Source organism: Azotobacter bryophylli, assembly GCF_042643485.1.
Taxonomy (GTDB): domain Bacteria; phylum Pseudomonadota; class Gammaproteobacteria; order Pseudomonadales; family Pseudomonadaceae; genus Azotobacter; species Azotobacter bryophylli.
This window is the reverse complement of the sequence record NZ_JBHRSJ010000016.1, coordinates 210,824-226,938: the sequence shown is the minus strand read 5'-3', so window position 1 is coordinate 226,938 and position 16,115 is coordinate 210,824. Positions and strand designations below refer to the sequence as shown.

The following is a 16,115-nucleotide window of genomic DNA, read 5'->3' as shown; positions in this document are numbered from 1 at the left end:
AAATTGGGGAAATGCCGGGGACGGCGCAGGTCACTCGAGCGGGAATGGGAAATTGAGGCGTGTTCTTCGGGAGGGCTGCCTGTTCGACAGTCAAAGCCGATGTACTAGTGCTATTCGGAGCTGTCGGTCAGCCGCGGGCGCAGGGCATCCGACAGCGGAGTGGCCGGGCTTGCTGCCAGCCCGCCGAAGGAGATCGCCGGATCGATGTAGCGCATCGCCGATTTCATGTCCTTCCAGCCCACGTAGCTCATCAGCGCCTTCAGATCCCAGCCGTTGGCGCTGGCCCAGGTGGCGAAGCCCCGACGCAGCGAGTGACTGGTGTAGGACTCGGCCGGAACGCCGGCGCGTTGCAGGATCTGCCGCAGCAGGGCGATCAGGCTGCCGGGGTTCAGTCCGTCCTCGGCCAGATTGCCCCAGCGGTCGATGCGTCGGAACACCGGCCCGCGCGCCAGGCCGGCGACGGTGATCCAGTCCAGGTAGGCCCGCACCGGACACAGCTGTTTCAGCGCCGGTGCCCGGTAGGTAGTACCGAGATTGTCGCGATCGGCCTTGCTGTGCGGCAGGTAGAGTTCCATGCCCACGCCGGGCACCGCCTGGATCTGCTCGACCTGTAGGCGGCACAGCTCGTCACTGCGAAAGCCCCGCCAGAAACCGATCAGCAGCAGTGCGACATCGCGGCGACAACGCAGCTGGGTGCGTGGATCTCCCCGTTGCGCGGCCTGCGTCGCTTCCCGTTCGAGCCAGTCGACAGCCCGTTGCAAATGCTGCAACTGTAGCGGCGCGGCCTGTTTTTCCCGTGCCGGGTGCAGGGCGCGGATGCCCTTGAGCACCTGGCGGACCATGGGCGTCTTGGTCGGATCGGGGAAGCCCTGGCTGACATGCCATTGGGCCAGCCCGGCGAGACGCAGCCTGAGCGTGTTGAGCGACAGGCTGTCGGCATGGTCGACCAGATAGCGGACGACGCTGTCGCTGGTCGCCGGCAGCAGCCCTCCCCAGGACACCTCGAAATGTTCGATAGCGGCTCGATAGCTCCGCCGCGTGTTCTCCCGCGTTCCCGCCTGCAGATAGCGGTCGACCTTGCTCGTCACTGAATACCCCGGATTCCGTACCGAAAGAACACCCGTTAGCGGGTGTTCGTGCCACTGATATCGGTTAATGCTCGATTATTTAATGCTGGCAATGACCTGTAATCAAGCTTTACTTTTCGCATTTATAGTATGTAAATACATGGTACGTAAAACAGTACGAAATAGTAGGTAAAGCATGGCTCGCGGAGGCATTAACAAAGCACTGGTGAACAAGGCCCGGCAGGCGCTGCTGGCCCGGGGCGAACACCCGAGCATCGATGCGGTACGTATCGAACTGGGCAATACCGGTTCGAAAACCACCATTCATCGCTATCTGAAAGAGATCGAAGAGAGTGAGGCCGGGCGCCAAGGCGGCACCGCCAGCCTCAGCGACGAGCTCACCGCGCTGGTGGCCCGTCTGGCAGAACGCCTGCAGGAGGAGGCCGAACAGACCGTGGAAAGCATGCGCCGGCGCTTCGACCAGGAGCGCGGCGAGCTGGAAGGGCGTCTGGCCCAGGCGCAGCAGCAGATCCAGCAGCTACAGGTGCAGGTTGAAACTCTGGCGGGGCAACTGCAGAGCGAGTCGGACGGGCATCTGCAGACCCGGCAGCGGCTGCAGGAGTCGCAGCTGGAGCAGGCACGACTGGCGCAGGCCAATCAGGATCAGGCGGCGCGCCTGGAGGATCGCGACCAGCAGATCCTGTCGCTGGAAGAGAAGCACCGGCACAGCCGCGATGCGCTGGAGCATTACCGGCAGGCGAGCAAGGAACAGCGCGAGCAGGAGCAGCGCCGCCATGAGAGCCAGGTCCAGCAGTTGCAGATGGAAATCCGCCAGTTGCAGCAGACGCTGATCGTCAAGCAGGACGAGCTCACCCAGCTGAACCGCGCCAACGAGCGCCTTTCCACCGAGATCGGGCACATGGCCAGGGAGCAGGGCGAGCAGCGCGACCGGCTCACCCGGCAGGCCGGGGAGCTGGTGACCCTGGGCACTCAACTGGCCCAGTCGCACACAGCGCGGGATGTTCTGCTCGAACGCTTCAGCATGCTGCAGGGGGAGATGAGCGAGCTGAAGGCCGCTCTGGCGAAGGAACGGCAACAGACGCAGGATCTTCAGGTCAGCCTCAGTGCGGCGAACACGGAGCTGAATCTGCTGCGCCAGGCTACATTCACGGCGGAGCAGAACAGGGAGCCGGCCCTCGAGGATGCGTCCTGAGTATCGGTTGGTCGGGACGGGATTACGGTTTCTCGGCGAAACCGTGGAAGCTGGCAAACGACTCCACCGGCTCGCGCTCGGTCACCAGGCCATTCTCCGGCGCGTCGGGATCCGCATGTCCGAGCGCGATGCCGCATACCAGCAGCTCCTCGTCGGTCAAGGGGAGGTGCTTGCGCACGACTTCGTGGAAGATGGCGAAGGCGGCCTGCGGGCAGGTGTGCAGTCCCTGGCCACGGGCGGCGAGCAGGATGCTCTGGATGAACATGCCGATGTCCATGTAGCTGCCGGCGCTCAGCCGCCGGTCGAGGGTCACGAGCAGACCGACCGGGGCGTCGAAGAACAGGTAGTTGCGCAGCATCTGCTCCTCCCGCCGTTCCCGGTCGCCCCGGCCGATGCCGAGGGTTTCGTAGAGGGCGAAACCGCACCGGCGCCGGCGCTCCAAGTAGGGCTCGAACCACTGGGTGGGGTAGTAGTCGTACTCGGCCCGATAGCGCTCGGGGCTGTCGGTCGCCGCCTGCAGCAGGTCCCGACAGAGCTTGTCGCGGGCTGTGCCAGCCACCACGTGGACCCGCCAGGGCTGGATGTTGTTGCCGCTCGGAGAGCGCGCCGCCACCTGCAGGATATGCCGCACCACCGACTGCGGAACCGCAGTGGGCAGGAAGCGGCGCATCGAGCGGCGGGACTGCATGGCCTCGTCGACGTGCATGTCTGACTCCTCGAAGAAAGGAGGCGTTTGCCCGCAGGCAAACGCCGTTCAGGGTTTTCACCAGAACTTGAAGGTGTAACTGACAATCAGCCGATTCTCGTCCAGATCGGTGGTGTTGCTGCTGCGATAGGAGAGGTTGCGCCAGCGCAGGTTGAGATCCTTCAGCAGCCCGCTCTGCACGACATAGCTGATATCGACGTCACGCTCCCATTCGTTGGCATTCTGGTTGCCGATCTGGAAATCGCTGCCCCGCATGTAACGGGCCATGAAGGTCAGGCCGGGCAGGCCGAGGGGAGCGAAGTCGTAGTCGTAGCGAACCTGCCAGGAGTCCTCGTGGGCGCGCAGGAAGTGGTGGTAGGTGGCGAGGTTGATGGTATAGGCGTTGGTTCCGCCGGCGATGAAGGGCATGCCGGTGTCCCCCGTCTGCCAGACGTAGCCCCCGCCGAGGGCATGCCCCCGATAGAGCAGGGTGAGCATCGCCTGCGCGGTCCGGTTGTCCACCGTGCTGCGGCCGTCGTCGTCGCTGATGAAATAGCGCAGGTCCGACTTGAATTTCAGGCTCTCGGTCAGGGGCAGGGTGCTGAGCAGACCGATGTAATGCTGCTTGTAGTTGTTCTCCAGTTCGCCGTAGAAGTAGCTCGCGCTCAGCTTGGGCGACCAGGTGTAGGTGAGTCCGCCGTAGTTGAAGTGATCGCTGGGCATACCGCCGGTGGAGCGATCGGAGAACATGGTCATGTCCTCGTAGTTCGTCGAGTCGCGCAGGCGGGTCTTGCGGAACTGGCCGCCCAGCACGGTCATGTTCCTGATGTCCTTGGACAGCAACTGGGCGCCGAAGAAGGTCTGCGGCAACATCCGCGTGTCGTTGTAGTACACCACCGGCAGCGTCGGGAGGTGGGTGCCCACCGTCAGCGTGCTCTGGGAAACCTTCGCCTTGCCGGTCCAGCCGAAGAAACTGAACTCGTCCGGCACCTCGCCGGTGATGGGGTTGCGCGGCAGGGCGCCGCTACCGCTGGTTCCGGCGCCGGAATCCAGCTTGATGCCCAGCAGGCCCATGCCATCCACGCCGAAACCGATCGGCCCCGGCGTGAAGCCGGATTCGTAGCGCATGATGAATCCCTGCCCCCAGTCTTCGAGCTTGTTCTTGGGCTGGCCCTTGAAGCGGGGCACGTCGCTCTTGTCCGAGTCCCGGAAGTCGCGATTCAGGTAGAAATTTCGCGCCTCCATGGTGAGATGACTATCCTGGAAGAATCCGGCCTGGGCCGAAAGCGGAAGGAGGCAACCGCAGAGCGAAAGCAAGCGAGCTTTATGGCTGAGAGAAAAGACGGGGGTGGAACGGGTATCGCATCCAGCATGAAGATCGACCACGTCAACGGCGCTGAAGCCATTGAACTCCCTGGCCGACCCTCGCATTACGAGGGTCTTGTTGCTCATCGGTTATTCCTGCCAAGTGTTTTTGTTTTTATTCAAACGGCACCACGCGAGAGCGTGGGATGAAACAGTGCGGCAGAGCCGCATAGCGGGTCAGCTTCCGTTGCTATTCCTGCTTATCTTGAATCTTTCGTCAAGCTTTTCAGAGTGGACAATTCGACTTTGGTCAAATCGCCCTGCAAGTTGTTGAGATAATGCAGCAAGCTGATGCTGTCGTCGAAACCGAAACTGCCCAGTGCCTGCCGGTAGAATTCGGTGATCTTCGGTTGCAGGCTGTCCCAGAACTCCCGTCCTTGCCCGGTCATCTGCACCAGACGGGCACGTCCGTCCTCCGGGTGCGGAATGCGCACGATGTGCTTGTCCCGCTCCATGCGCTTGAGTACGCCATCCAGGCTCTGCCGACTGACGAACAGATACTCGGTCAGCTGATTGAACGAGATTCCCTGCTCGTAGCCTTCGCGGGAAAGGGCGCCCAGCACCGCCCACTGCACGGTGCTGACGCCCATCTCGTGCTGGATCTGCCGCTGGAGGATGTTCCCGGTCTGGAACAGTCGGAAGAACAACCGGTTGGCTACGCCTCTGGACGGGCTTTCGCTCATTTGGACTCCTGTTTTCCCGGTGGAAGGCTCGACGGCCGTCAAGCCTCCTTGCTGCCGGGACAGACAAGCGGTCATTTCGGGACGGTCTCGCGTGCGATGATATTTTTCATGATCTGCGCCGTGCCGTCACCGATTTGCAGGCCGAGCACGTCGCGCAGGCGCTGGGCCAGGGGCAGGTCCTCGCCGTAGCCGGTATGGCCGTGAGCCAACAAGCACTGTTTTACCACGTCGAAGGCGAGCTTCGGCGCCCACCACTTGTTCATGGCGGCCTCGGCGTTGTGCGGCAGCCCGCTGTCCTTGAGCCACAACGAGTAGTAGCACTGCAGGCGGGCGGCGGAGACGTAGGTCTGGTACTCGGCGAGGGGATGGGTGAGCCCCTGGAAGGCCGACAGCGGTTGACCGAAGGCCTGGCGCTCGGTCAGCCAGTGCCAGGTCTCGTCCAGCGACTGCTGGGCCACGGCCAGACACTGCAGGCCGATCAGCGCGCGGCTGTAGTCGAAGCCCTGCATCACCTGCCGGAAGCCCTTGCCTTCCTCGCCGAGGCGGTGGCTCAGCGGCACCGCGACGTTGTCGAAGAAGATCGAGCCGCGGCCGATGGCGCGCTGGCCGGAGTCCTCGAAGCGGGTGGTGGCGATGCCCGGCAGATCCATCGGTACGAGGAAGGCGCTGATCCCGCCGGCGCGCTGCTCGACGGTGCCGGTGCGGGCGAAGACCACGGCGACGTCGGCCTGGTCGGCCATGGAGATCGAGGTCTTCTCGCCGTTGAGCAGGTAGTGATCGCCCCGACGCTCGGCCTTCAGGCGCAGGTTGGCGGCATCCGAGCCACCATGGGGTTCGGTCAGGGCGATGCAGACGGTCTTGCGCCCGGCGGTGATCTCGCTCAGCCATTTCCGCGCCAGCTCCGGCTCGGCGTAGTTGGCGATGATCTGCCCGTTCAGCGAGGCCAGCAGCGGCAGGTAGCCGACGTTGAAGTCGCCCTTGGCGATTTCCTCGATGATCACGCCGCTGGTGACGCAGCCCAGCCCGCTGCCGCCGAGTTTTTCCGGCAGCTCGCCGCCCAGGCAGCCCATGTCGCCCAATTGCCGGATCACGGAGCGCTCGATGCGGCCTTCCTGCTCGCGCTGGCGATAGCGGGGGGCCAGGACGTCGGCGGCCAGGCGCGCCACGCTTTCCCGGATCGCCTGTTGTTGTTCGGTGAATGCGAAATTCATGGTTGCCTCCGGTGGAGAAATCTCGAACCTGCCGGCAGGAGGGAGGCGCCACCTCCGATCGCGGATGAGTCCGCTCCTACCGACCAGGGGATCACTTGTAGAACTTGCGGAAGTCCGGCCTGCGCTTTTCCTTGAAGGCGGCGACGCCTTCCCGGGACTCCTCGGTGTCGTAGTACAGGCTCAGGGCCTGCATGCCGAGGCCGCCAATGCCGGCGATGTTCTCGCTGTCGGCGTTGAACGAGCGCTTGGCGATGGACAGGGCGGTCGGACTCTTCTCGAGGATTTCCTCGCACCACTTCTGCACTTCCGCATCCAGCTGCTCGTGGGGCACCATGGCGTTGACCAGCCCCCATTCCAGCGCTTGCTGGGCGTTGTACTTGCGGCACAGGTACCAGATCTCGCGGGCGCGCTTCTCGCCGATCACCCGGGCCAGGTAGGCGGTGCCGAAGCCCGGGTCGACCGAGCCGACCTTCGGCCCGACCTGGCCGAAAACGGCTTTTTCCGAGGCGATGGACAGGTCGCAGAGCACATGCAGCACATGGCCGCCGCCGATGGCGAAGCCGTTGACCCGGGCGATCACCGGCTTGGGCACCTCGCGGATCAGTCCCTGCAGTTCCTCGACTGGCAGGCCGATCAGGCCGCGGCCGTCGTACTGCCCCTCGTGGGCGCCCTGGTCGCCGCCGGTGCAGAAGGCCTTGTCGCCGGCACCGGTGAGGACGATCACGCCGATCGCCTTGTTCCAGCCGGCGCGGTTGAAGGCGTCGATCAGCTCCAGGCAGGTCTGGCCGCGGAAGGCGTTGTAGCGCTCGGGACGGTTGATGGTGATGGTGGCGACGCCGTCAGTCTCTGCGTAAAGGATGTCTTCGTAGTTCATGGATTCGATCTCCTGGTCAGCCGGCCATGGTCAGGCCGCCGGACACGCTGATGACCTGGCCGGTGATGAAGTCGGCATCGTCGCTGGCGAGCAGGGCGATGATTCCCGGGTAATCCTGCGGCTGGCCGATGCGGCGCATGGGCACGGCGTTGCGGAAGGCTTCCAGCAGCTTTTCCGGGTTGCTCGCGCTGTCCGTCACGCTCTTCAGCAGGGCGGTGTCGGTCGGGCCGGGGCAGACCACGTTGAGGGTGACGTTCCTGGCCGCCAGCTCGCGTGCCAGGGTCTTCGACAGGCCGACCAGGCCGGCCTTGCAGGCGGCGTACACGGCCTCGCCTGAGGAGCCGACGCGGGCGGCGTCGGAGGCGATGTTGATGACCTTGCCGCCGCCGGCCTCGACCATCTTCGGCAGGACCACGTGGTGCATGTTGAGGGCGCCGGTGAGGTTGATGGCGATCAGTTGCTGCCAGAGCGCCGGCTCGGTCTTGAGGAATGGCATGAAGACGTCGAAGCCGGCGTTGTTGACCAGCACCGTGGGCACGCCCAGATCCCGCTCGATGGCCGTCACGGTGTCGACGATGGCCGCGTAATCGCTGATGTCCGCCGCGTAGGCGCGGGCCTTGCCGCCTGCCTCGCGGATCAGCTCCACGGTGGCTTGCGCGGCTCCGGCGTCGCGGTCGAGCACCGCCACCAGGCTGCCTTCCTCGGCGAACCGCTGGCAGACCGCACGGCCGATGCCGCCGCCGCCGCCGGTGACTATCACGATTTTTCCTATCAGACCTTTCATGTCTCGCTCCCTTCTTGTCGAACTTGTCCTGGGACTGGTGAATGCCTGGCTCAGGCGGGTATCTGGCGATCGCCGAACAGGTGTCGGGCCCGCTCGCGCAGCTTGAATTTCTGGATCTTTCCGGAGGCCGTGCGCGGCAGCTCGTCCAGCACTTCGAGGTATTCCGGCAGGTACTGGCGGGTGAACTGCTGCTCCAGCAGGTAATCGACCACCTCCTGCAAGGTGAGCGGCCGCTCCCGGCCGTCCTTCTGGGTGACGTAGGCGCACAGGCGCTCGCCCAGACGCGGGTCGGGAGCGCCGACCAGGGCGACGCTCTGGATCGCCGGGTGCTTGTAGAGGGTGTTCTCGATATCGACTACCGGGATGTTCTCGCCGCCACGGATGACCACGTCCTTGCTGCGCCCGGTGATGCGGATGTAGCCGTTCTCGTCCATACGGGCGATGTCGCCGGTAGGGAACCATCCGTCGTCGTCCACGCCGTACAGCTCCGGCTGGTGGAGATAGCCGACGAACATGCTGGCTCCGCGGACGAAGAGATCGCCTTCCTGGTTCGGCGGCAGCGGCGTGCCGTCCTCGCCGATCACCCGGACCTCCATGTGCGGCAGGGCGAGGCCGTCGCTGATGGCGGCCATGTGCGGGGGATCGTCCGGCCGGGTGGTGGTGACGGCACCGTTCTCGGTCATGCCCCAGGCCGAGACGATCCGGGTGTCCAGCAGGCCGGCGGTCCTTTCCACCAGGGCGCCGGGAATCGGCGCGCCGGCGGAGATGAAGGTTCGTAGCGAGGCCAGTTGCTCGCGGTGCCGGTCGGCGATGTCCAGCAGATCGGAGAGGAAGGGGGTGGAGCCCAGGGTGAGGGAGGGGCGTTCCTCGGCGATGACGCGGACCGAGAACAGCGGATCCCAGATGTCCTGCAGGACGCTGGTGGCGCCCAGGTAGATCGGCGCCATCAGACCGTAGAGGAAGCCGAGCTGATGGGCCAGCGGGGAGGGCATCAGGACGGTGTGTGCCTCGCTCAGGCGGTGCCGCTCGCAGAACGGGCGGATATGGCTGAGCAAGGTGTTGCAGGTGTGCATGACGCCCTTGGGCTTGCCGGTGGTGCCCGAGGTGTAGATCACCTGGATCACGTCGTCGGCCGAGGGGCGGCGTTCGGCGAACAGGCGGGCGCTGTCGACTTCACGCTCCCAGCCCGGCTCCAGCAGCGCCTGCTCGAAGGATTCCTCTCCCTCGCCGCCGATCACCAGCACCCGCGCCAGGTCCGGCAGCTCACCGCGTAGTCCGCGGATCATCGCCTGGTGGTCGAAATGACGGAAGGTCTGCGGGATGACCAGCACCCGGCTACGGGCATGGGCGAGCATGAAGCGCAGCTCGTGCTCGCGGAAGATCGGCATCAGCGGGTTGGTCACGGCGCCGATGCGGACACAGGCGAGGAACAGGGCGCTCATCTGCCACCAGTTGGGCAGCTGGCAGGAGACCACGTCCCCGGGCTCTACCCCCAGCGCCGCGAGCCCTGCGGCGATGCGGGCGACGCGCCGATCCAGCTCGGCATAGCTCAGTGCGGTGCGGTCGCCGGCCTGGACCCGGTAGCCAACTAGGGCGTTGCGCGCCGGCGCTCTGGCGACGGCCTCGTCCAGGTAATCCGTAATGATCCTGTCATTCCAGGCGCCGCAGGCATACATTGCCGCACGCCGCACCCGATACAGGTTCGTTGTTGTTTTCATGCCTACCCTCCCTTGCGGGTTTTATTGTTATAGCGGGTACTGCATCGACTTCCCTGATGGGGGTGAAGATAGGTTTACGATAATTTTATGTCAACATGTTGTCTTTAATGATCGCTGACTCTATGCTCGACAACAGGTTGCAAGGAACGCCACGGTATCGTCGGCTGGCTAGCCGCCAGGTTGCCGACTCGACAAGAACAAGAAAGCAGGCGAGCGACGCCTGCAGGAGCTCGACCGATGTCATCCCTCGTGCATCTGGCCCGGCAGGGCGCCATCGCCCTGATCCGGGTCGACAACCCGCCCGTCAACGCTCTCGGCCACGGGCTACGCGTTGCACTGCAGGACGCCTTCCGGGCGGCGGAGGCCGACCGGGACGTACAGGCCGTGGTTTTGTACTGCGCCGGCAGGACCTTCATGGCCGGCGCCGACATCAGGGAGTTCGGCCTGCCGCCGAAGGCGCCGATCCTTCCCGAGGTGGTCGAGACCATCGAGCGCTGCAGCAAGCCCAGCGTCGCCGCGATCCACGGCTCGGCCCTGGGCGGCGGGCTGGAAATCGCCCTGGCCTGCCATTACCGCATCGCCCGGCACGACGCCTCGCTGGGCCTGCCCGAGGTCAGGCTGGGGCTGATTCCCGGCGCCGGCGGTACCCAGCGTCTGCCGCGCCTGGTCGGCGTCGCCCTGGCGCTGGAGATGATCCTCGGTGCACATCCCATCGCAGCGGAGGAGGCGGCGCACAGCGGCCTGGTCGATGCGCTGTTCGAAGCCGAACCGGAGACCGCCGGGCTGGCCTTCACCGAGCGCCTGCTGGCCGAAGGCCACGGGCCGCGCCGCACCGGCGAGCGCAACGACCGGATGTTCGGCGATTTTGTCGGGCTCTTCGCCACCCGCCGGCGCGAAGCGAAGCAGGGCGGGCCCGAGCTGTTCGCCCCGTTGCGGGCCATCGCGGCGCTCCAAGCAGCGGTCGACCTACCCCTGGCCGAGGGACTGCGGCGCGAGCGCGAACTCTTCCTGGAGTGCCTGCAATCCCCGCAGCGAGCCGCTCTGGTCGCCGCCTTCTTCGCCGTGCGCAAGGCCCGCCAGGCCGATCAGCGCTAACGCCCACCGCCGGGGCCGGCTCCGGCGAAACGACCCGAGGAGGCTTCATGGACATCGATTACAGCAGGGAAGAGCTGGATTTCCGCGACCAGGTGCGCGCCTTCCTGCGCACCGAACTGCCGGCGGACATCGCTGCCAAGGTCCGGCTCGGCAAGCGCCTGGGCAAGGAGGACCACCAGCGCTGGCAGCGCATCCTCAACGGCCGCGGCTGGTACGCCGCCAACTGGCCGGTGGAGCACGGCGGCACCGGCTGGAGTCTGGTGCAGAAGCACATCTTCGAGGAGGAGTGCGCTGCCTACGGCGCGCCACGGCCGATCTCCTTCGGCGTCAACATGGTCGCGCCGGTGATCATCGAGTTCGGCACGCCGGAGCAGAAGGCCCGTTACCTGCCGCGCATCCTCGACGGCCGCGACTGGTGGTGCCAGGGCTACTCCGAGCCGGGCGCCGGCTCCGACCTGGCTTCGCTGAAGACCCGCGCGGAGCGCGACGGCGATCACTACATCGTCAACGGCCAGAAGACCTGGACCACCCTCGGCCAGCACGCCAACATGATCTTCTGCCTGGTGCGCACCGATCCGGAAGCCCGCCAGCAACAGGGCATCTCCTTCCTGCTGATCGACATGGCCACGCCCGGCATCGACGTGCGGCCGATCGTGACCCTCGACGGCGAGCACGAAGTCAACGAGGTGTTCTTCGACAACGTGCGGGTACCGGTGGCCAACCGGATCGGCGCGGAGAACCAGGGCTGGACCTGCGCCAAGTACCTGCTTACCCACGAGCGCACCGGCCAGGCCGGCATCGGCCAGTCCAAGGCGGCGCTGGCCCATCTCAAGCGGGTCGCGACTCGCGAGGGCGTGCTCGACGACCCGCTGCTGCGCGCGCAGATCGCCGAGCTGGAGATGCAGCTGATGGCCATCGAGATGAGCACCCTGCGCATCCTCGCCGCGGCGCGGGCCGGCGGCGTGCCAGGTGCGGAAAGCTCGATCCTCAAGATCAAGGGCTCGGAGATCCGCCAGGCCATCAGCCACCTGCTGCGCAAGGTGATCGGCCCCTACGCGCTGCCGTATCTGGAGGACGAGCTGAGCCCGGACTTCTCCGGCGAGCCGCTGCACGCCGACTACAGCGCGGCGCCCGCCTGCCAGTACTTCAACCTGCGCAAGCTGTCGATCTACGGCGGCTCCAACGAAATCCAGAAGAACATCGTCGCGAAGCAGATTCTCGATCTGTAGGAGAGCCCCATGGACTTCAATCACAGCGAAGAACAGCAGATGCTGCAGGACACCGTGGCTCGCCTGGTGCGCGATCACTACGGCTTCGAGCAACGCCAACGCCACTACCGCAGCGAGTCGGGCTTCAGCGGCGAATTCTGGCGACGGATGGGCGAACTGGGGCTGCTCGGCGTGCCTTTCGCCGAAGTCCATGGCGGCTTCGGCGGCAGCGGCGTGGACAACCTGCTGGTGATGACCGAACTGGGCCGTGGCCTCTGTCTGGAGCCCTATCTGTCGTCACAGATCTTCGCCGGCGGACTGCTGCAGCAGTTGGGTAGCGCCGAGCAGCACGAGCGTCTGCTGCCGCCGCTGATCGGCGGAGAACTGCAGCTGGCGACGGCCTTCGAGGAGCCGCAGAGCCGCTACCGCCTGCACGAGGTGCGCACCCGCGCCGTCCCGGCCGAGGGCGGCTGGGTGCTCAGTGGGCGCAAGGCGGTGGTGATCGGCGGGCACAGCGCCGGGATGCTGCTGGTTTCCGCGCGAACCGGCGGCGAGGCCGGGGACGAGGATGGCGTCTCGCTGTTCCTGGTCGACGCGCAGGCAGACGGTCTGCGCCGTCGGGCCTATCCGACCGTCGACGGCCCGAAAGGCTGCGAGCTGTACCTCGAGCGCACCTTCGTGCCCGAGTGCGATCTGCTCGGCGAACCGGGCCAGGCGCTGGCGGCGCTGCGCTACCAGCAGGGCCGGGCCATCGCCGCCCAGTGCGCGGAAGCCGTGGGCAGCATGGAGGAGGCCTGCCGACTGACCCTCGACTACCTGAAGACGCGCAGGCAATTCGGCACGCCTATCGGCAAGTTCCAGGCTCTGCAGCACCGCATGGTGGACATGCGCACCGAGCTGGAGCTGGCCACTTCCATGGCCATTCTCGCCGCCTGCGTGGCCGACGAGCCCGACGGCGAGGAGCGCAGCCGTCGTCTGGCGGCCGCCAAGTTCATCGTCGTGCGCGCCGGGCGTTTCATCGCCGAGCAGGCGATCCAGCTGCATGGCGGGATCGGCATGACCTGGGAATACGTCCTGGCCCACCACGCCAAGCGCCTGGTAATGCTCGGCCACCAGCTGGGCGACGACGATCACCATCTGCGGGTCTATGCCGGGCTTCTGCGCTGCGCCTGAGCGGCGAGCTGTAGGAGCGGATAGGGCTGAGCGAAAGGAGGCAAGCATGTTCGAACGCATAGGCGTGATCGGCAGCGGGGCGATGGGGCGGGGAATCGCCCAGCTGTTCGCGACGGCAGGGATTGCGGTGCGGCTGTACGACAGCCGGCCGGAAGCGGTCGAGCAGGCGCTTGCCCACATCCGCGAAACCCTGGAGCGGGCTGCGGCCAGGGGACGGATGACGGCGGAGGAGGCGAGTAGAAGCCTGGCGTGCATGTCCGCGGCCCGCCGTCTGCCGGAGCTGGCCGACTGCGATCTGCTGATCGAGGCCATCGTGGAAAACCTCGAGGCCAAGCAGGCGCTGTTTCGCGAACTGGAAGCGGTAGTGGCCGTGGATGCAGTGCTGGCGACCAATACCTCGTCGCTGTCGGTGACGCGCATTGCCAGCGCTTGCCGGCATCCCGAGCGGGTCGCCGGATTCCACTTCTTCAACCCGGTGCCGCTGATGAAGATCGTCGAGGTGATCCGTGGCGAACGCACGGATCCGCAGTTGATCGAGCGTCTGGCGGCGCTGGCCGAACGGACCGGGCATTTCCCGGCGCGCACTCCGGACAGCCCCGGCTTCCTGGTCAACCATGCCGGGCGGGCCTACGGCACCGAGGCGTTGCGCATCCTCGCCGAGGGCGTCGCGGCGCCGGCACAGATCGACCGCATCCTGCGCGACGGCCTGGGCTTTCGCATGGGGCCGTTCGAGCTGTTCGACCTGATCGGCCTGGACGTCACCCAGACGGTGATGGAGTCGGTCTACCAGCAGTTCTACCAGGACCCGCGCTACACGCCGTCCCATCTGCTGGCGCCGCGCCTGGCCGCGGGGCTGCTAGGGCGCAAGAGCGGCGAGGGCTTCTACCGCTATGCGAACGGCGACCTGCAGCCGGACCCGGAGCCGAGCGCTGTGCCGGTGCCCATCGTGCGGCCATTCTGGCTCGACAGCCGGGAACCGGGCATCCGCCGGCAGGTGGCGGCCGTGCTGGCCGTAGCCGGGGCCGAACTGGAGGAGGGCGCCGAACCCTCGGAGTCGGCCATCTGCCTGGTCACGCCGCTGGGCGAGGACGCCAGCAGCCTCATCGCCCGCCGGAGACTGCCGGTCGCGCGCAGCCTGGCGCTGGAAACCCTGACCGGGCTCGACCGGCGCCGGGTGCTCATGCGCCATCCGGGGCTGGCCCCGGAGGCACTGGCCCAGGCCAGACAAGCTCTCGCAGCCGACGGAGTGCCGGTCGAAGTGATCAACGACTCCGTCGGCTTCGTCGCCCAGCGTGTGCTGGCCTGCGTCGTCAATCTGGGCTGCGAGATCGCCCAGCGGCGTATCGCCAGTCCGGCCGTGCTCGATCGTGCGGTGCAGCTGGCCCTCGGTTATCCCCACGGACCGCTGGAGTTCGGCGAGCGCTACGGTGCGGCTCGGATCGCCCGGATTCTGCAGGGGCTTTACCGCCAGTATCAGGAGCCACGCTACCGGACCAGCCCCTGGTTGCGCCGCCGGGTACAGCTGGGACTGCCGCTCGACACTCCCGAAGATCAATCGTTGTCCGTATGAACACCGAATCGACGATCGATCGTGCAGAGAATCCGACGAACGCATATTGAGTCGACAAGCGTCGGAGAAAAATTGAAAACCACGGATAATCAGTAGGTTATCCTATAAATATGATCATGAAATCCGATTACGTCCATAATCGGAAATAAGCTATTATGAAACGAAGTCCATCCCAAGCCCCTCCTTCCCATGACCGATCTCCTCCCGCAACCGCTCTTCGATACCTACTCGCGCTTCCTCGGTTTATCAGCGAACAACCTGGTTTCGGAAAACCGCTTCGTTGTGCGTTTTTTGAACAAGCTGGAGCCGACCGTTCCCGCTCGAGAGGACTACCGACAGGCACGGGATTTCCTGCGTTCCTATTCCGGCTGGGAAACCACCTTCAAGGCCTATCGCATCCAGGTGGAACGCCTCCTCCTCTGGAGCTGGCTGCGAAAGGGGAGCTCGGTCCTGAGCCTGAAACGCCAGGACGCCGAAGCCTTCCTTGAGTTCGCCCTCGCTCCCGACCCCGCCTGGGTCGGCAAGACGGTCCAGCGCCGCTTCATCCAGGACCAGGGCGAGCTCATCCCCAATCCCGAATGGCGCCCCTACGACACCCTCGGCAACAAGGCTTCGCGCAAGCTGGCCCAGGAGACCGGCCTGCCGCGGCTGACTCCCGAGCGCTACGAGATCACCCAGGGCTCGCTGAAACAGGTGTTCGCCATCTGCAGCTCCTTCTACGACTTCCTCAACGACCAGGACGTCCTGGCCGGCAACCCGTTCCGCGCCATCAAGCAGAAAAGCCGCTTCTTCCAGAAGAAGGCCCCCGCGCTGGGCGGCAAGGTGCTGGATCGTCTGCAGTGGGCGTTCGTGATGGAAACGGCGGAATGGATGGCCCATCAGGACCCGGAGAAGCACGAACGCACCCTGTTCGTCATCGCCGCGCTGTTCTCCCTCTACCTGCGCATCTCGGAGCTGGCCGGCCGCCCCGGCTGGAACCCGACCATGCAGGCCTTCCAGAAGGACCCCAGCGGCGCCTGGTGGTACGTGACCGTCGGCAAGGGCAACAAGGAGCGGCGCGTCTCGGTCAGCGACGAGATGCTGAGCTATCTGAAGCGTTACCGGATGTCGCGCAACCTGAGCCCATTGCCGCATCCCGGGGAGTCCACGCCGCTGCTGCTGAAGCTGGACGGCCGCGGCGGCCTGACCGACCGGCAGATCCGCAACATCGTGCAGAAGTGCTTCGACACCACCCTCAAGCGGATGCAGGCCGAAGGCCGCAGCGAGGACGAGATTTCCAGCCTGCGGGCCGCCAGCGCGCACTGGCTGCGCCATACCAGCGCCACCTACGACGCGCCGCACCGGCCGCTCAAGCACCTGCAGGACGACCTCGGTCACGCCAAGGCCAGCACCACGCAGGACATCTACTACAACAACATCGAACAGGAGCGCGCCGCTTCCGGCAGGTCGCGGCGGCTCAAGGAGTGAGG

At 65.7% G+C, this 16,115-nt stretch carries 13 protein-coding genes and 1 pseudogene; 6 read left to right on the top strand and 8 right to left on the bottom strand.

All coding sequences use genetic code 11. From position 1 onward, the window contains the following. Positions 1-110: 110 nt before the first annotated feature. Positions 111-1,088: a site-specific integrase gene (locus ACFOJE_RS09520; RefSeq protein WP_377814083.1), complete on the bottom strand. Its 978-nt coding sequence runs from the start codon at positions 1,086-1,088 to the stop codon at positions 111-113. A gap of 175 nt (positions 1,089-1,263) precedes the next feature. On the opposite strand from ACFOJE_RS09520, the gene ACFOJE_RS09515 reads away from it, so the two are divergent. Then, positions 1,264-2,280: a DNA-binding protein gene (locus ACFOJE_RS09515; RefSeq protein ID WP_377814082.1), complete on the top strand. Its 1,017-nt coding sequence runs from the start codon at positions 1,264-1,266 to the stop codon at positions 2,278-2,280. Between the two features lie 22 nt (positions 2,281-2,302). Here the strand turns inward: ACFOJE_RS09515 and ACFOJE_RS09510 are convergent, their stop codons facing one another. The 7 genes from ACFOJE_RS09510 to ACFOJE_RS09480 all read right to left on the bottom strand — a co-directional run bounded on the left by ACFOJE_RS09510 (position 2,303) and on the right by ACFOJE_RS09480 (position 9,600). Then, a complete protein-coding gene (locus ACFOJE_RS09510; RefSeq protein WP_377814080.1) occupies positions 2,303-2,986 on the bottom strand; it encodes a nitroreductase in 684 nt (227 codons plus the stop codon). 57 nt (positions 2,987-3,043) lie between these two features. Then, positions 3,044-4,210, bottom strand: a complete 1,167-nt coding sequence (locus ACFOJE_RS09505) for an OprD family porin (RefSeq protein ID WP_377814079.1) — start codon at positions 4,208-4,210, stop codon at positions 3,044-3,046. Between the two features lie 320 nt (positions 4,211-4,530). Beyond that, on the bottom strand, positions 4,531-5,013 hold the full coding sequence (locus ACFOJE_RS09500; protein WP_377814078.1) for a MarR family winged helix-turn-helix transcriptional regulator: 483 nt from the start codon (positions 5,011-5,013) through the stop codon (positions 4,531-4,533). A 71-nt stretch (positions 5,014-5,084) separates the two neighbouring features. Next, positions 5,085-6,224, bottom strand: a complete 1,140-nt coding sequence (aliB, locus tag ACFOJE_RS09495) for a cyclohexanecarboxyl-CoA dehydrogenase (RefSeq protein ID WP_377814077.1) — start codon at positions 6,222-6,224, stop codon at positions 5,085-5,087. A gap of 91 nt (positions 6,225-6,315) precedes the next feature. Further along, on the bottom strand, positions 6,316-7,098 hold the full coding sequence (gene badI, locus ACFOJE_RS09490) for a 2-ketocyclohexanecarboxyl-CoA hydrolase (protein WP_377814075.1): 783 nt from the start codon (positions 7,096-7,098) through the stop codon (positions 6,316-6,318). Positions 7,099-7,114: 16 nt separating this feature from the next. Beyond that, entirely contained in the window at positions 7,115-7,882 is a 768-nt protein-coding gene (locus tag ACFOJE_RS09485) for an SDR family NAD(P)-dependent oxidoreductase (RefSeq protein WP_377814074.1), read from the bottom strand. 50 nt (positions 7,883-7,932) lie between these two features. After that, positions 7,933-9,600, bottom strand: coding sequence for an AMP-binding protein (locus tag ACFOJE_RS09480; protein WP_377814073.1), 1,668 nt, complete (start codon positions 9,598-9,600; stop codon positions 7,933-7,935). Positions 9,601-9,837: 237 nt separating this feature from the next. Here ACFOJE_RS09480 and ACFOJE_RS09475 point away from each other — a divergent pair. The 5 genes and pseudogenes from ACFOJE_RS09475 to ACFOJE_RS09455 form a co-directional block, all read left to right on the top strand. After that, a pseudogene (locus ACFOJE_RS09475) lies at positions 9,838-10,686 on the top strand (enoyl-CoA hydratase-related protein); the annotation flags it as partial. A 56-nt stretch (positions 10,687-10,742) separates the two neighbouring features. Next, positions 10,743-11,924, top strand: coding sequence for an acyl-CoA dehydrogenase family protein (locus tag ACFOJE_RS09470; RefSeq protein WP_377814072.1), 1,182 nt, complete (start codon positions 10,743-10,745; stop codon positions 11,922-11,924). A gap of 9 nt (positions 11,925-11,933) precedes the next feature. Beyond that, a complete protein-coding gene (locus ACFOJE_RS09465) occupies positions 11,934-13,076 on the top strand; it encodes an acyl-CoA dehydrogenase family protein (protein WP_377814071.1) in 1,143 nt (380 codons plus the stop codon). Between the two features lie 46 nt (positions 13,077-13,122). Beyond that, positions 13,123-14,646 (top strand): 3-hydroxyacyl-CoA dehydrogenase, encoded by a 1,524-nt coding sequence (locus ACFOJE_RS09460; protein ID WP_377814070.1) that lies wholly within the window; start codon positions 13,123-13,125, stop codon positions 14,644-14,646. A 189-nt stretch (positions 14,647-14,835) separates the two neighbouring features. Further along, positions 14,836-16,113, top strand: a complete 1,278-nt coding sequence (locus ACFOJE_RS09455) for a tyrosine-type recombinase/integrase (protein WP_377814069.1) — start codon at positions 14,836-14,838, stop codon at positions 16,111-16,113. Positions 16,114-16,115: the final 2 nt, after the last annotated feature.

Bases quoted from the DNA above. Each gene is read 5' to 3' on its own strand.
- badI (WP_377814075.1), bottom strand. From the start codon at position 7,098: ATGAACTACGAAGACATCCTTTACGCAGAGACTGACGGCGTCGCCACC.
- ACFOJE_RS09460 (WP_377814070.1), top strand. From the start codon at position 13,123: ATGTTCGAACGCATAGGCGTGATCGGCAGCGGGGCGATGGGGCGGGGA.
- ACFOJE_RS09500 (WP_377814078.1), bottom strand. From the start codon at position 5,013: ATGAGCGAAAGCCCGTCCAGAGGCGTAGCCAACCGGTTGTTCTTCCGA.
- aliB (WP_377814077.1), bottom strand. From the start codon at position 6,224: ATGAATTTCGCATTCACCGAACAACAACAGGCGATCCGGGAAAGCGTG.
- ACFOJE_RS09515 (WP_377814082.1), top strand. From the start codon at position 1,264: ATGGCTCGCGGAGGCATTAACAAAGCACTGGTGAACAAGGCCCGGCAG.
- ACFOJE_RS09485 (WP_377814074.1), bottom strand. From the start codon at position 7,882: ATGAAAGGTCTGATAGGAAAAATCGTGATAGTCACCGGCGGCGGCGGC.
- ACFOJE_RS09510 (WP_377814080.1), bottom strand. From the start codon at position 2,986: ATGCACGTCGACGAGGCCATGCAGTCCCGCCGCTCGATGCGCCGCTTC.
- ACFOJE_RS09455 (WP_377814069.1), top strand. From the start codon at position 14,836: ATGACCGATCTCCTCCCGCAACCGCTCTTCGATACCTACTCGCGCTTC.
- ACFOJE_RS09480 (WP_377814073.1), bottom strand. From the start codon at position 9,600: ATGAAAACAACAACGAACCTGTATCGGGTGCGGCGTGCGGCAATGTAT.
- ACFOJE_RS09470 (WP_377814072.1), top strand. From the start codon at position 10,743: ATGGACATCGATTACAGCAGGGAAGAGCTGGATTTCCGCGACCAGGTG.
- ACFOJE_RS09465 (WP_377814071.1), top strand. From the start codon at position 11,934: ATGGACTTCAATCACAGCGAAGAACAGCAGATGCTGCAGGACACCGTG.
- ACFOJE_RS09505 (WP_377814079.1), bottom strand. From the start codon at position 4,210: ATGGAGGCGCGAAATTTCTACCTGAATCGCGACTTCCGGGACTCGGAC.